Below are 14,914 nucleotides of genomic sequence, written 5' to 3' on the forward strand. Positions count from 1 at the left end.
CGGCACTTATGCCTGTGCTTTCTGGTTTGCCATTGCATCAGCAAAGCGTTCGAACAAATAGAAGCTGTCCTGCGGGCCAGGCGAGGCTTCGGGGTGGTACTGAACCGAGTAGACCGGGCGATCGGACATGCGGATGCCGCAGTTAGAGCCGTCAAACAGCGAGCGGTGCGTCTCGACGACACCCTCGGGCAGAGATTGCGCATCCACCGCAAAGCCGTGGTTCATCGAGGTGATCTCGACCTTACCGGTCTCCATGTCTTTGACCGGGTGGTTCGCGCCGTGGTGGCCGTGGTTCATCTTGACAGTCTGACCGCCTAAGGCCAGTGCCAACATCTGGTGGCCGAGGCAGATGCCAAAAACGGGCAGGTCGGTGGTGTCCAGAACTTCTTTGATCATCGGAACGGCATATTCACCGGTAGCCGCCGGGTCTCCGGGCCCATTGGACAGGAACACACCGTCTGGATTGTGTGCCAGCACTTCGGCTGCCGTGGCGGTCGCGGGCAGCACGGTCACATCGCAACCGGCCGAGGCCAAGCAGCGCAGGATGTTGCGCTTGGCGCCGAAATCCACGGCAACAACCTTGTGCGCGGGGGCTTCCTGACGGGTGTAGCCGTCAGGCCAGGCCCACCGCATTTCATCCCAGCGATAGCTTTGGGCGCAGGTGACTTCTTTAGCAAGGTCCATACCTTCAAGCCCGGCAAAGTCACGCGCAGCGGCGACCAGAGCTTCAATATCGAAGTTGCCTTCGGGATCATGGGCCAACGCGACGTGCGGCGCGCCTTGCTGACGGATGGCGCGAGTCAGGCGGCGTGTGTCGACACCCCCGATGGCGATACGACCACGGCGTTCGAGCCACGTTTTCAGTTCTTCCGCTGAGCGCCAGTTCGAGGGCTCGGTTGGGTCCCATTTGACCACCATCCCGGCAGCGACAGGATCACCGGTTTCGTCATCCTCTGGGTTCACACCGACATTGCCGATATGAGGGAAGGTGAAGGTCACGATCTGCCCGGCATAGGAGGGATCGGTCATGATCTCCTGATAACCGGTCATGGCGGTGTTAAAGCACAACTCGGCCACGGTCTGACCGGTGGCGCCGAAGCCCGTCCCGTAGAACAATGTTCCGTCGGCCAATGCCAGACATGCGGTGGGCTTGGACGGGGCGTTCTGGGCCATCGGACGACTCTCCTGCTGGGTAAATCGGCGCATACCTAAGGGGGTTAGAGCGCTGGGTCAAGTCTGTTCAAATTTTGGGCTATTGATTGAAATCAATAACTTAGGTATATTCACCCCCCTGTTGTATCGCGCTTTTTGTTTCGATATGTTCAGGGTTCCTTTTCCATGGGGATGGACAGATCATATGGATATGCGATCAAGGGTGAACTCTGCCCTGAAGCAAGCAATGAAAGACAAGGACGCTGAGCGCCTGTCGACGCTGCGGTTGATTAACGCTGCGATCAAGGACCGCGATATCGCAACGCGCGGGTCCGACAGTGAAGAGGCCAAGGGTTGTGGTGACGCTGAGGTGCTTGAAATCCTTGGCAAAATGACCAAACAGCGCAAGGAAAGCGCGCGCGCCTATGAAGAGGGTGGACGTCTGGATTTGGCTGAACGCGAACTGCGTGAAGTTTCGGTAATCGAAGAATTCCTGCCCAAGCAGCTGGATGATGAAGAGGTCTCGAAAGCCATTCAGTCGGCGATCACTGCTACAGGCGCAGGTTCAATCCGTGACATGGGCAAGGTAATGGGTGAATTGAAGACCCGCTATACTGGCCAAATGGACTTCGGCAAGGTTGGACCGATGGTCAAAGACCACCTCTGCGCCGCATCGAACGGCTAAGCCGACTCACTTTGTAATACGCAATTCACTGCGCGGCAGGTTCGCGCAGTTTTTGCATCAAGTCGCCGTATAACGCGATGCGCTCTTCCTCGGAAAGAAATGCTCCGATCTCAACTTCACGCCCGTCACCGATCAAGGTGACATAGTGCGGTACAGGTCCATCTTTTTCATGCATTTCCGGGCGTGCCCAAAAGCGATTGCACGACCATTCCTGCTGTTTCTTTCCCGGTGTGTGGTGGATCAACCGGGCCTGCGTTCCACTGAGTGTCAGAACCTCGAAGACACTGCGTGCGCGATAGTTGGACTGGATGGCCAGCCATAATCCCAAAACGGTAATCAGCAAGAAGGGCAACAGCCCCCAAAGGATGACTGACCCCAGCATCGCCAGCAATGGGATCAGACCGAACAAGAACACCGAAAAGATTACGATCATCGCTCCGCGCGGAGGCAGTGAATTATGCGGCCAAAGGCGCAGTTCCTGTTCCGTCTCAGAGGTATGTTTCCATTGGTAGGGCATAGTTGGAATCTAGCGTAGTGCCGGCGTGTGTCGAAGCGAAATGATCAGGCGACGTGGCCGACACGGGCCCAGGACAGCGCATCGTCCAGCCTGTCATCTCCCCAAAAAACTTCACCTCGAACAACAAGGCTAGGCGCACCAAAAACTCCCAGTTTTGTGGCCTGTTCGGTTTCGACCTCAAGCGCCGCGACAGTGTCAGGGCTGCGGGCGCGGGCCAGTGTCAGGCGCGGGTCCTGCTGGCATCTATGCAGGGCTTCGGTGATAGCGGTCTCACTGCCCGCTTCGATGTTTTCTTCAAACCAGATGCGATACAGCGTCTGAGTAAAGTTCTTGCCCCAGCCGTCACCCATGCCCAGCAGAGCGACCTGATTGGCCAGTGCCAGATCCGAAATCGGGTAGGGGGCAGGGAGCCGGGCGTGGATATGATACTTCGCGGCCCGGCGCTCGATATCTCGCCACATATATGCAGATTTTACTGGTTTGCCTGCAAACGGAATGTTGTTCTGATCAGACATTACACTGCGCACGTTGAACGGTCGCCATCTCACCGAGGCATCATGCTCAGCGCACCAATCATCCAGGCGCATGACTGTCAGGAAGCTGTAGGTGCTGCCAATGGAATACCAAAAATCTATGTCAGGCATGTGATACCCCCGGGTTGCCGGATGTGTAATCCCTGATAGGATAACCGATTTTCGCTGGTCTGGCGACTTTTCCGCCGCAACCCACTGCCAGAAAGAAAAAAACCCCGCCATTCAGGCGGGGTTTTCTTTGGATTTGATTGGGGTCAGTGCGCGTGGCCTTTGTCCCAGTCTTCCTGCTTGGGCAGCTGCTCGAACGTGTGCTCGGGCGGCGGCGAGGGCAGGGTCCATTCCAGCGTGTCCGCGTATTCGTTCCACGGGTTCGGACGCGTCTCTTTCGCGCCACGCAGCAGGGCGTAGATCACGATGCCGAAGAACAGCAGGAACGATGCGAACGAAATGAACGCACCAATCGACGACACGAAGTTCCACTGAGCGAACGCTTCGGGGTAGTCGATGTAACGGCGCGGCATGCCCTGACGGCCCAGGAAGTGCTGCGGGAAGAAAGTCAGGTTGGCGCCGATGAAGAACAGCCAGAAGTGAACCTTGCCCCAGAACTCGGAGTACTGACGGCCCGTCATCTTCGAGAAGTAGAAATACACTCCCGCGAAGATGGCAAAGACAGCACCCAGTGACATCACGTAGTGGAAGTGTGCAACCACGTAGTAGGTGTCGTGATAGGCGCGGTCGATACCCGCCTGCGACAGCACAACGCCGGTTACACCGCCAACGGTGAACAGGAACAGGAAGCCGAAGGCAAACAGCATCGGCGTCTTGAACTCGATCGAGCCGCCCCACATGGTCGCGATCCACGAGAAGACCTTAACGCCCGTCGGAACCGCGATAACCATCGTGGCCAGCATGAAGTAGGCCTGCTGACGCAGCGACATACCAACGGTGTACATGTGGTGCGCCCACACGACAAAGCCCAGAACACCGATCGCGATGATCGCCCAGACCATCGGCAGATAGCCGAAGATTGGCTTGCGCGAGAAGGTGGCGATCACGTGGCTGATGATGCCGAAACCGGGCAGGATCACGATGTACACTTCCGGGTGGCCGAAGAACCACAGGATGTGCTGATACAGGATCGGGTCACCACCACCGGCCGGGTCAAAGAAGGTGAAACCAAAGTTGCGGTCCATCAGCAGCATGGTGATCGCGCCCGCCAGAACCGGCAGCGACAGTAGAATCAGCCAGGAGGTGACGAAGATCGACCAGCTGAACAGCGGCACCTTGAACAGGGTCATGCCCGGGGCACGCATGTTCAGGAAGGTGGTGATCATATTGATCGCACCGAGGATCGAGGAGGCGCCCGATACGTGTACGGCAAAGATCGCAAGGTCCATGGACATGCCGCCCTCGGTCGTGGACAGCGGCGGGTACAGGACCCAACCCACGCCCGACCCGAGTTGGTCGTTACCACCGGGGCTCAGCAGCGAGGCGACACCCAGCGAGGTACCAGCAACGTACAGCCACAAGGACAGGTTATTCATCCGCGGGAACGCCATATCCGGCGCACCAATCTGCAACGGCATGAAATAGTTGCCAAATCCGCCGAATAGGGCGGGGATGACAACGAAGAACATCATCAGAACACCGTGGTAGGTGATCATGACGTTCCACAGATGTCCGTTCGGCGTACACGGGTCAGCCATGAATCCTTCGAGGCACATGTACTGAACACCAGGGTGCATCAGCTCGAGCCGCATGTAGACGGTCATCGCTACCGAGATAAACCCGGCGATGGCCGCGAAGATCAGGTAGAGAATCCCGATGTCCTTGTGGTTGGTCGACATGAACCAGCGAGTGAAAAAGCCGCGCTGGTCTTCATGATCGTGACCATGAATGGCTGCGTCTGCCATTTAGGTGCCTCCTGTTGCAACTGCACCGCGCTGTTGGACCTCTCCAACGCGCGGGATTCCTGCTGGTTTTAGAATGCGAAGGGGGCACCTTCAATGGTCGAGTTTGATCTGGATCAAGATTAATTGTCGCGGGCAGGAGGGAAACCCGCGATTTCTCGGCCTTGGATGAGGTCTATCTGGCGATTACCTTCCGGATTTCAAGGGACGCCAAGCGCTCTCTCTTGTGATGTGGCGGAGTTCCGCCTTGACCACCGGCAATGAGGGCCGCAGTACTGTCAGCAACACCCGAAACCGGAGACCAGACATGTCCGAATACGATCCTGACAACATCTTCGCCAAGATTCTTCGAGGAGAAATCCCCTCGACCAGTGTGTACGAGGATGACGAAACGCTGGCCTTCATGGATATCATGCCGCGAACAGATGGGCATCTACTGGTGATTCCCAAAACGCCCTGCAGAAACCTTTTGGATGCCTCGCCTGAGCAACTGACCGCCGTCATGTCGACAGTGCAGAAGTTGGCAAAAGCTGTGGTTCAGGCGTTTGACGCGGATGGTGTCACGGTTCAGCAATTCAACGAGGCGGCAGGCGGGCAGGAGGTATTCCACCTGCATTTCCATATCCTGCCTCGTCAAGAAGGTGTCGCTATGCGCCCGCCGGGTAACATGGGCGACTTTGATTTAATCGCCAAGCATGCCGAGAAGGTCAAAGCTGCGCTGGCCTGATCATTTGGTTAGGTTGTGCGGCCCCAGACACGCGCTGTGGTCGCCAAAAGCATGGAGCACCGCGCATACATGGTCATGCCGCCCGTCGCATGCAGCAGTGATGCGGGCAAGTTCTGCTTCGAGACTGCGAAGTTGATCAATACGTTGCCGTATGTCGACCAATTGGCGTTCGGCAATGTCGTGCGCCCGATCAAGATCGGCACCACTTGCCCCGTCTAACGACAACAAAGCCTCGACGTCAGCCAAAGTCAGGCCAAGGTCCCGACCGTGGCGAATGAAGTGCAATCGGCTCAACGCGTCATCGTCATACCGGCGCTGGTTTCCCGCTGTTCTTTCCGGTTGCGGCAACAACCCTTTGTCTTCGTAGAACCGGATTGTTGGCACCTTAACTCCGGTTCGACGTGATAATTCTCCGATTGAGTACATTTTCGACTTTTGCCCCTTGAACCTCTAGTGACTAGAGGAATTACATAAGTTGTGCAGCCAAAAAAGGAATACTGGCACCATGGCGCACGATCACAAGGGACACAGTCATAACCATATCGACCCCGGTGCGGGCGATATGCGTGTCGCAGGGGCAATCGGGGTAAACATGCTGTTGACCTTGGCGCAGGTCATTGGGGGCATTCTGTCAGGGTCTCTGGCGCTGATTGCCGACGCGTTGCACAATTTTTCAGATGCCATCGCGCTAATCATCGCCTTTTTCGCGCGCAAGGTCGCGCGGCGCCCCGCCGATCCACGCATGAGCTTTGGCTATGGGCGCGCCGAGGTGGTCGCAGCCTTGATCAACTACACTACGCTGATCGTGCTGTCATTGTACCTGCTGTACGAAGGCGTGATGCGGTTCCTTCAGCCCGAGCCCGTCAACGGATGGATGGTGGTCTGGATCGCAGCGCTGGCGTTGATTGTCGACCTCATCACTGCTGCACTTACTTACACAATGTCAAAGGACAGCATGAACATCCGAGCGGCATTCATTCACAACGTTGCCGATGCGCTTGGGTCGATTGCCGTCATTCTCGCCGGTACGGCTGTGATCCTTTTTGGTTGGACGTGGGTAGATCCTGCCGTCACAATCTTGATTTCGGTTTACATCCTGTGGCATGTAAAATCCGAGATTGGCGACACCATCCGCGTCTTGATGCTTGGCGCACCACCAGATTTGAACCCCGAAGATGTGGCAACCGCAATCGAAACCACAGACGGTGTGGCGGGGGTACATCACATCCATCTCTGGAGTATGCAGGAGCGAGAACCGGCATTGACGGCGCATCTCGAAATCGCGGCCCGGAACTGGGCAGATGCAGAAACCATAAGGTTGGCGGTCAAGGAAGCCTTGCAATCCGGTTTTGGCATCGGTCACGTGACATTGGAGTTGGAGCAGACCGACCTGTTGCCTGTGAAATCGCCTCGGTTCGGTCACGAGGGTTCTGTCGAAGCCTGAAAAGGAATTGCCGTTCCGATTTGGGGTCGGAACGGCAGACTCGTAACCAAACACTTTTCCGATACCCAGGGCACCCGGGTTCACCGGTTAACACACCACTCACTCTAGAACGGTAAGATTAGAGTAACTCTTATCTGGCGTTTTGTATTCATCAGATTGGGATTTATCGGAATTAAACACAAAATTAATGAGCAATATGGCGGATTGCATTCACCCCCGGAAACAAAGGATATCTTCGGGTGGGGATTGTCTATCTGAGGTCGGGCGCGGGTCGATTCGCTACGTTGTCAGGACTCGACCGTCTGAAAGCAATCAGCAAAGGTTTTTTGCAAGGCTGCGTCCACATCCGCCATTGCCACCGGCAGTCCTAAATCGACCAGCGAGGTCACACCGTGTTCGGTGATGCCACAAGGTACGATGCCGGAGAAATGTTCAAGGTCAGGCTCAACATTGATCGAGATCCCGTGGAAGCTGACCCACTTGCGCAGACGCAATCCGATAGCGGCAATCTTGTCCTCAGCAGGTTGACCTGTCGCCGTCAGGGGTTTGTCATTCCTTCGCACCCAGACACCCACGCGCCCGTCGCGGATTTCACCTGTGACGTTGAATTCCGCCAGCGCAGCAATCACCCAGGTTTCGAGCCTTTTGACAAAGCCGCGCACGTCCTTACCGCGCTTGTTGAGGTCTAACATCACGTAAGCCACGCGCTGGCCGGGTCCGTGATAGGTGTATTCGCCACCACGTTTGGCCTCGTAGACGGGAAACCTATCTGGGTCGGTCAAATCCTCAATCCGAGCCGACGTGCCCGCCGTGTAGAGAGCTGGGTGTTCAAGCAACCACACGCACTCATCTGCTTCGCCCGCGGCAATGGCGGCGACGCGTGCCTCCATAAAGGCAACGGCTTCGGTGTAATCGGTTAACCCGTCGGTGATCTTCCATTCCATGGTGGTTCCATATCGCGCAGCTGTGCCAAGGGGAAGGGGTCAGGCGGCCTCGGCCAGGCAACGTTGCAGAACCTGGGCATAGGTTTCGGTGCCCTGCGCCCCTGTCAGAAGGTATTTGCCACCGAACACCATGGAGGGCACACCCGAAATCCCACGGCTTGCCCAGAACTCCTGTTTCTCCCGTACTGGTGCAGCATGCGCGCCGGATTCAAGTGCTGATCGGGCGGCATCCGGGTCCAGCCCAGCGGTCTGAACCGCATCCAGCAGCACCGCGATTTCTGAGACGTCTTGCTGGCGCGTGAAAAAGGTCTCAAACAGAGCCATTTTCAATGGATGCTGGCGGCCCTCAGATTCGGCCCAGTCCAGCAACTGATGCGCGGCAAAGGTATTCACGATTTTGCTGTCTTCGCTGAAATTAAAGGTAAACCCCAATTCCGCCCCGATCCGCGTAAGTTGGTCTCGCGCCTGTTGGCTTTGCTCGGGGGTCGAGCCGTATTTCTGCATGATATGCTCGCGCAAGTTCTGACCTTCGGGCGGCATGGTGGGGTTCAACTCGAATGGATGCCACCTGAGGCGTGCCAGTACGTTGCTTTGCTGCAGGGCCGCATCAAGTTGCCGAAATCCAACGATGCACCACGGGCAAACCACGTCCGAGACGATGTCGATCTGGACGATGGGGCGAGGATCGGACGGTGACATGCGTTGGCTCCTGACGGGGTGGGAAATGTTGTGGTGATATAGATATGGGTGTCGGCAGGGAATTCAAACCAGTGTGATTTTTGCCTCTTCACATCCCGATCTTCTGCGTCTATACGCCCCTCTACCAAGTCATTGGCAGTGCGGTCGTGGCGGAATTGGTAGACGCGCAGCGTTGAGGTCGCTGTGGGGTAACACCCGTGGAAGTTCGAGTCTTCTCGACCGCACCAAAACTTCTAAAAATATAAATTGAAAACAAGTACTTGATCGGCTGATCATGTCGGCTATCCACCCTGTCGCCTGTCGCCTGTCGCCTGTCGCCTGTCGCCTGTCGCCTGTCGCCTGTCGCCTGTCGCCTGTCGCCTGTCGCCTGTCGCCTGTCGCCTGTCGCCTGTCGCCTGTCGCGGGCAAACACACTACTCTTCTGTCTCGATAAGGTTGAATAACCTCCATTGAAAGTAGTGGTTGCAAATCTCGATGGCTTCTTTGACTGGAAAATCGAATTGGCCGTCGAGTTCATCTCGATCTAACGACCAAGGGTGCGGCAATGATTTGCATTAAGTAAGAAAGCTTCCGCCGACCGAATTGCATAGTGATTTAGCTGGACAAGGCCAAATCCATAATTTGGTGAAGTTAAGCTTTTAATATCTTTCGTTAGGTCCACCCCACAGATTGGTTCCCCACTACCGTTCACAGGGTGTACTAAATGTGTCTTGTCTCGTGTGAAAATAGGAGAATGATTATGCCATTCTCTGGGCTCTGATGAACGGTGAGTCAAGCATCAGATTGGTTCCGTCTGTACAATGGTTGGAAAATACAACGATGTCATTACAATGGTTGGAAAATACAACGATGTCATTTACGCCAATCAAGCGGTGATGGGCGACCTATTCCAACAAGAATGGCGCTTCGTTTTTCATTGGAGTGATTGAGGTAATCCGCACGTGTATGTTCTAACCTTTGACTTGTGTTTTTCCCAAATGTTTGTCAGACGCCGCGAACATAATGGGCGAGATATTCATAGACCAGTGCAAGCACTTGAAAGCCAAGCTCCTGCAAGAAAAGTGAAACCGCAACAATCTAGTCCAGTGGTTGGCTGCCGAAAACGAACGCAAATGCCTGCGCTAGCTTTCGGCGTCAACTGGGGCAGGGTAGTCCCCGGTGTCAACAAATTGTCGAAACTCAGGTGCTTCTAATTGGTAGTCCAGAACGCGGCGCGCGCAGTCTCGACAGGCGCGAACCAGAGCGGCTAAATCATCATCAGTTAACCAATCAGATATGATAGAGCGAATGGCGAGAGTATCGATTGAATCGTCATGGTTGGTGTTGATGTCGTATTTGTCAAAATACCCCATGTCGATGCGGTCTCTGTTTTTTGAGTTTGCAGTTCCACGCAACCGCTTGAGCAAAAACTCTTCCCGGCTCTTTACGGCGTAGTGGTTCACTTGTGCACTTTTGCCCGTGACATTGTCTTTGCTTCCGCGCCATCCTTTTTGGAGAATTTTCCCCCCCATCAGTTTCCCGTCAGCGTTGGTCCAGCGCGCCATGTCAGGCTCGATCTCTCGGTGTTTGAAAAAGCGCGGACGATGCACCCCAAAATAGTCGAATGATGCCGGGCGAAATAGCGTTTTGAATCCCCAGACCAAACCATTTTCCGGGGCGTCGAAAGTAGAACCGCGGGTGAAGCGTTCAGTCACCAATGCTTCTGGGTCCCAGTGCTCCAATCCACACGACCCCATGAGGCGCCAATTGATTGATATCGCGTCCGGTGCGCCACAGTTTTCGATCAAAGCATCTATGCTGCGATCGCCTACGTGGATGTTCAGGAATTCGTCTGCGTCAACGATTAGTACCCAGTCCGCATCCCTTACCCAGTCCATTCGGTTTGCTCTGGAGTATGCGGCGCGCTGCGGGTCCATTCTAGGGCCAAGAGGGTTGTCGAAGTGTCGGACTACGCCCAACTGATCGAGGCGGTTGAGCATCAAATTCGTGCCATCGCTGCAGTCATTGGAAAATATGCAGAAATCATCGATGCCTATTGATTTGTGATAGGCCAACCATTCCAGCAGATAAATCCCTTCGTTTTTGACCGTAGATACTAAAAGTTTCCGGCCCGCGTTCGGGGGAATGCCTTCAGTTTTCATCCTCGCCCCCGTGCGTCGGTCGCTTAATGGAGGCTTCAGAATCCGTCTTACTGTCTACAATTCCCCGAGAGCTAAGACTTTTGGCGCGGTTTCTACTCACCGCTTCTTTTATGGTTCGGGCTTTTCCTACCACGTCCGCGACGCTTTCGTCGGCCTGATCTACGGCTTGGGCCGCCAGAGCCATTTTGAGGGTACGGTCTTTCGACAATGGCACTCCCAAACCTGCCGCTGCCTCGGTATTCATAAATGGGTTTTCCAATTCGTTTTGGACATCTGTTTGTCTGCTCGCGTCTGGTTTGTCGCCTTCAGCTTGGTTTGCCGTGGCCTTACCTGATAGTTCGAGCAACTCTCGGCGAGTTTGACCCTTCTTCGCCGTTTGGGTCTGAGCTATCATTTTGGCTATGTTGCCGTCAGGTACACCTTGTGCCTGAAGTTCTTTGACCTTCAACTGCCATTCTTTCGGCAAGTGTTGAATGAAGAGAACTTCATCGAGTTTATCCAGCGGAACTTGGCCCGCTTTTTTCAACTCGTCCAACCATCCTTCGTATTCTTCGGTCTCGCGTAGTTGTTGGACGCGGTTTTGGTGGTGCAATATCGCCTTTTGCTGCAACTCTCGCATTATAGGGTCGGCCAAAATAGCTTCAATTTTACGCTTGGTGGCACGAACATGACGTTGCACGTTTGTGCATTCCAACTCGTTTCGGTCAAAAAGCGCGAAGTATGCGGCATTATATTTGTCAGGTTTGTTGTTCACGTTGCCGCGAATGCGCCTGAGCAAATATGACTCGTAGGACTTGACGGCATAGTGGTTCATCTCGACCAAGTCGTATCCCAAAGTCGGTTTCGTGGACCGCCAGCCTGACAACGAAAACTCGTGAGGCATGGGATCCCCTGAACCGTTCAGCCAAAATTGGTCCAATAGCAGTTTGGCGTTGGCAGGGACTTTTTTGGCTTTCTTTATGTGCGGACGATGTATCCCGAGTTTCATGTCCCGATACGGTTTGAAAAGGGTTTTTACTCCCCAGCCTTTCGGAAATTTGTCAGGTGCGGATCGTGTATAAGACTCGATTGCCAACCCGGGGTCCCATCTAGTCACGTTGTTTGATCCGAAAAAACGCCAGGTGATTGCAATGCCGTCTGCTTTTGGGTCCATATTGTCGACGAGGTCTGTAATCCAACCACGACCAACTTTGATGGATAGGAATTCATCCGCATCCATTGTGAGAATCCATTCGCTGTCGGTAACTTCCGGATTCCTGGTTCCAAGCGCGAGGGCGTTTGGCTGCGGCTTTCGTCCTTCTGAAACGTCGTTACGGAAGTGTTGCACCCAGCCCAACTCTTCCAGGCGGATCAGCATGTCGTCGGTGCCGTCGGTGCAGTCGTTTGTGTAAACGACGATATTATCGAAACCTATATGTTTGTGGTAAGCGACCCATTCCACCAATGAATGACCTTCGTCCTTCATCATCGACATTATCGTGAAACGGTGCTTGGGCATTAGTTCTCCACGCCTAAAGGATCCAGCGACTAATAGTTCTTACGAGGTTTTTTCGCAATCAAGGAGGCTTGATGCATTCTTTTCTCGCGCGTTCTGAAGTTCACAAACATTCTGTAGCAAACCCAATGAACGGGTTATATTCCGCAATCAGTTTGGAATAAAACTTTTGGGTCTCGAAGGGGCGCTTGTGAGATTGAAGCTACAGAACATTTTCAATGGGATTGTGTACCATGATCAATCTATCGAAACAGGAACCAAACTAAACACAATTGGGCTCTCAACAGAGCTACTCGACTTGAACCTCACTGCGCAGTTTGCCCGTCGTTTTGTCAAAGATTAAAATGCGGTTGTCATCGGTCACTACCGCGTACCAGTTGTTGCCGATCGTCAGAGCCTGAGCCTTGGCTCCGTCTGGCAGCTCGATCTGATCGGGCAGGGTGGGGGTTCTGTCCGATAGCCGGATGACAATCAGTGCGAATGTCACTAGAACCCCGCCAATCATCACCGCGGTCAGCAGCATGACCATTCTCCGCAGCAGGCGAAGCTGTGGCGATTCCTGCGGTTCTTGGGGTTCGGAAGGGACAGTCATGGGCACCCGCCAGATTGAATTTCAGATCGCGGCCGATCCGCCGCCACGCCTTGATAAGGCGCTTTCGCGGGATGTGCCAGCCGAGGAAAACCTTTCTCGGACACGGTTGGCCAAGCTGATCGACGAAGGCGCCGTTCTGATCGACGGCTCCGAGGCCCGCGACCCCAAGGCCAAGGTGGCCGAGGGTGCATCCGTGGCGATCACCGTGGCCGAGGCCGAGGACAGCCATATCGGCCCCGAGGATATCCCCCTGGAGGTGGTATTTGAGGATGACGACCTGATCGTCATTAACAAACCTGCGGGCATGGTGGTGCATCCTGCTCCGGGGTCGCCGAGTGGGACTTTGGTGAATGCGCTGCTGCATCACTGCGGGGACGACCTGTCTGGGGTAGGTGGGGTGAAACGCCCCGGTATCGTGCACCGCATCGACAAAGAAACCAGCGGTCTTCTGGTTGTCGCGAAATCGGACGCAGCGCATCACGGTCTCGCCGCTCAGTTCGAGGCGCACACGGTTGAGCGGTACTACCGTGCGATCTGCTACGGCGTGCCGGATGCGAATGATCCGCGTCTGCGCGGGGTTAAAGGCGTCAGTTTTGAACCCGGAAACATCATGCGGTTGACCACGCAACTGGCTCGGCACAAGACCGACCGGCAACGGCAGGCAGTACTGTTTCATGGCGGGCGCCATGCCGTGACACGCGCTCGTGTAGTTGAGACCTTTGGCGCTCCGGCAGGGTTGGCGTTGGTCGAATGTTGGCTGGAAACTGGTCGTACACACCAGATTCGCGTCCATATGGCCCATGCCGGGCACGGGTTGGTGGGTGATCCGGTCTACGGAGGTAAACGCAAACTGGCTACCAAGGCGTTCACCGCGACTACGGCCGAGGCCGTGCGCGCCTTTCCGCGGCAGGCGCTTCACGCCGCTGTTTTGGGATTTGAACACCCGGTTACTGGCGAAAATCTGCGGTTTGAGGCCGAATTGCCGGAAGACATGGAAAATCTCATTGAACAGCTGCGCACGCCGCTGACATAATGCGCAAAGTTACGTGAATAAGAATTTCTTAGGTTTCCTTTATCTGTCGTTAATTCCAAACTGTTAACGGTACCTCTTGAACGGATTGGGACGGCTTCCCATATCCATGTTAACGACTTAAACATTTGTCGGAGGGACATGAAACATGGCAAATTACGCAAATCTCCCCGCGCCGACGCCGGAAGGCGGACTGAACCGCTATATGCAGGAAATTCGCAAATTTCCACTGCTGGAACCGGAAGAAGAGTACATGCTCGCCAAGCGTTGGGTAGAAGAGCAAGATACTGAAGCGGCTCATAAAATGGTCACCTCGCATCTGCGACTGGCGGCAAAGATCGCTATGGGCTATCGCGGCTATGGCTTGCCGCAAGCTGAGGTGATTTCCGAGGCCAATGTAGGCCTGATGCAGGCAGTCAAACGGTTCGATCCTGAAAAGGGCTTCCGTCTGGCGACTTATGCGATGTGGTGGATCCGCGCCTCGATCCAGGAATACATCCTGCGGTCGTGGTCGCTAGTGAAACTGGGCACGACCTCGGCGCAGAAAAAGCTGTTCTTCAACCTGCGCAAGGCTAAGGCCCGCATCGGTGCGCTGGAAGAGGGCGACCTGCGTCCAGAGAACGTCAAGCAGATCGCCAATGATCTGGGCGTGACCGAAGAGGAAGTCATCAGCATGAACCGCCGCATGTCCGGTGGGGATGCCTCGCTGAACGCGACCGTCGGGTCCGAGGGCGAAGGCACCATGCAGTGGCAGGACTGGCTTGAGGACGAAGACGCCGATCAGGCGGGGGACTACGAAGCCCGCGACGAGTTGGACGCGCGTCGCGAGCTTCTGGCGGCTGCTCTGGACGTCCTGAATGATCGGGAAAAGGACATCCTTACTCAGCGCCGCCTGATGGATCAACCCGTCACGCTGGAAGAACTGAGCACGCAGTACAATGTTAGCCGCGAGCGCATTCGCCAGATCGAGGTACGTGCTTTTGAAAAGCTGCAGAAGAAGATGCGCGAACTCGCTCGGGAAAAGGGCATGCTTGGCACGGTCTAA

General features: G+C 55.1%; 15 protein-coding genes and 1 tRNA gene. 6 read left to right on the plus strand and 10 right to left on the minus strand.

Going from position 1 to position 14,914, the window contains the following annotated elements; translation table 11 throughout:
- Window positions 1–6 precede the first annotated feature (6 nt).
- Window positions 7–1,173 carry a glutamine-hydrolyzing carbamoyl-phosphate synthase small subunit gene (gene carA / locus ABLN94_RS07690; protein ID WP_352991188.1) on the minus strand — a complete coding sequence of 389 codons (1,167 nt, stop codon included), beginning with the start codon at window positions 1,171–1,173 and terminating at the stop codon, window positions 7–9.
- Between the two features lie 184 nt (window positions 1,174–1,357).
- Here carA and ABLN94_RS07695 point away from each other — a divergent pair, with 184 nt between their 5' ends.
- Window positions 1,358–1,837: a GatB/YqeY domain-containing protein gene (locus ABLN94_RS07695; RefSeq protein WP_352991191.1), complete on the plus strand. Its 480-nt coding sequence runs from the start codon at window positions 1,358–1,360 to the stop codon at window positions 1,835–1,837.
- 25 nt (window positions 1,838–1,862) lie between these two features.
- Here ABLN94_RS07695 and ABLN94_RS07700 read toward each other — a convergent pair whose 3' ends face one another.
- The 3 genes from ABLN94_RS07700 to ctaD form a co-directional block, all read right to left on the minus strand.
- The gene (locus ABLN94_RS07700) at window positions 1,863–2,354 is read right to left on the minus strand and encodes a DUF2244 domain-containing protein (protein ID WP_352991194.1); all 492 of its coding nucleotides are present in this window, start codon (window positions 2,352–2,354) and stop codon (window positions 1,863–1,865) included.
- A gap of 44 nt (window positions 2,355–2,398) precedes the next feature.
- Entirely contained in the window at window positions 2,399–2,998 is a 600-nt protein-coding gene (locus tag ABLN94_RS07705) for a 2-hydroxychromene-2-carboxylate isomerase (protein ID WP_352991197.1), read from the minus strand.
- Between the two features lie 143 nt (window positions 2,999–3,141).
- On the minus strand, window positions 3,142–4,800 hold the full coding sequence (gene ctaD, locus ABLN94_RS07710) for a cytochrome c oxidase subunit I (RefSeq protein ID WP_352991199.1): 1,659 nt from the start codon (window positions 4,798–4,800) through the stop codon (window positions 3,142–3,144).
- A 304-nt stretch (window positions 4,801–5,104) separates the two neighbouring features.
- Between ctaD and ABLN94_RS07715 the strand changes: the two genes are divergently transcribed.
- Window positions 5,105–5,524, plus strand: a complete 420-nt coding sequence (locus tag ABLN94_RS07715; protein ID WP_352991202.1) for an HIT family protein — start codon at window positions 5,105–5,107, stop codon at window positions 5,522–5,524.
- On the opposite strand, the gene ABLN94_RS07720 is transcribed toward ABLN94_RS07715, so the two are convergent.
- Window positions 5,525–5,950, minus strand: coding sequence for a MerR family transcriptional regulator (locus tag ABLN94_RS07720; protein ID WP_352991205.1), 426 nt, complete (start codon window positions 5,948–5,950; stop codon window positions 5,525–5,527).
- A 79-nt stretch (window positions 5,951–6,029) separates the two neighbouring features.
- Here ABLN94_RS07720 and ABLN94_RS07725 point away from each other — a divergent pair, with 79 nt between their 5' ends.
- A complete protein-coding gene (locus tag ABLN94_RS07725; protein ID WP_352991207.1) occupies window positions 6,030–6,968 on the plus strand; it encodes a cation diffusion facilitator family transporter in 939 nt (312 codons plus the stop codon).
- 287 nt (window positions 6,969–7,255) lie between these two features.
- On the opposite strand, the gene lipB is transcribed toward ABLN94_RS07725, so the two are convergent.
- Both lipB and ABLN94_RS07735 read right to left on the minus strand, forming a co-directional pair.
- Window positions 7,256–7,912, minus strand: coding sequence for a lipoyl(octanoyl) transferase LipB (gene lipB, locus ABLN94_RS07730; protein ID WP_352991210.1), 657 nt, complete (start codon window positions 7,910–7,912; stop codon window positions 7,256–7,258).
- 39 nt (window positions 7,913–7,951) lie between these two features.
- The gene (locus ABLN94_RS07735; RefSeq protein ID WP_352991213.1) at window positions 7,952–8,611 is read right to left on the minus strand and encodes a DsbA family oxidoreductase; all 660 of its coding nucleotides are present in this window, start codon (window positions 8,609–8,611) and stop codon (window positions 7,952–7,954) included.
- 140 nt (window positions 8,612–8,751) lie between these two features.
- On the opposite strand from ABLN94_RS07735, the gene ABLN94_RS07740 reads away from it, so the two are divergent.
- Window positions 8,752–8,838 (plus strand) — tRNA-Leu (locus ABLN94_RS07740).
- 894 nt (window positions 8,839–9,732) lie between these two features.
- Here the strand turns inward: ABLN94_RS07740 and ABLN94_RS07745 are convergent.
- The 3 genes from ABLN94_RS07745 to ABLN94_RS07755 all read right to left on the minus strand — a co-directional run bounded on the left by ABLN94_RS07745 (window position 9,733) and on the right by ABLN94_RS07755 (window position 12,839).
- Window positions 9,733–10,752, minus strand: coding sequence for a glycosyltransferase family 2 protein (locus ABLN94_RS07745; protein WP_352991215.1), 1,020 nt, complete (start codon window positions 10,750–10,752; stop codon window positions 9,733–9,735).
- A complete protein-coding gene (locus ABLN94_RS07750; RefSeq protein ID WP_352991217.1) occupies window positions 10,742–12,220 on the minus strand; it encodes a glycosyltransferase family 2 protein in 1,479 nt (492 codons plus the stop codon). Before ABLN94_RS07750 ends, ABLN94_RS07745 begins: the two co-directional genes overlap by 11 nt.
- A gap of 316 nt (window positions 12,221–12,536) precedes the next feature.
- A complete protein-coding gene (locus ABLN94_RS07755) occupies window positions 12,537–12,839 on the minus strand; it encodes a DUF6476 family protein (RefSeq protein ID WP_352991220.1) in 303 nt (100 codons plus the stop codon).
- On the opposite strand from ABLN94_RS07755, the gene ABLN94_RS07760 reads away from it, so the two are divergent.
- Together ABLN94_RS07760 and rpoH are read left to right on the plus strand one after the other, a co-directional pair.
- Window positions 12,838–13,872 (plus strand): RluA family pseudouridine synthase, encoded by a 1,035-nt coding sequence (locus ABLN94_RS07760; protein WP_352991223.1) that lies wholly within the window; start codon window positions 12,838–12,840, stop codon window positions 13,870–13,872. The two genes, ABLN94_RS07755 and ABLN94_RS07760, sit on opposite strands and share 2 nt — an antisense overlap.
- A gap of 145 nt (window positions 13,873–14,017) precedes the next feature.
- The gene (gene rpoH / locus ABLN94_RS07765) at window positions 14,018–14,914 is read left to right on the plus strand and encodes an RNA polymerase sigma factor RpoH (protein WP_170421709.1); all 897 of its coding nucleotides are present in this window, start codon (window positions 14,018–14,020) and stop codon (window positions 14,912–14,914) included.

Origin of the sequence: Ruegeria sp. SCP11 (genome assembly GCF_040329455.1) — a bacterium.
In the GTDB taxonomy this organism is placed as follows: domain Bacteria; phylum Pseudomonadota; class Alphaproteobacteria; order Rhodobacterales; family Rhodobacteraceae; genus Ruegeria; species Ruegeria atlantica_E.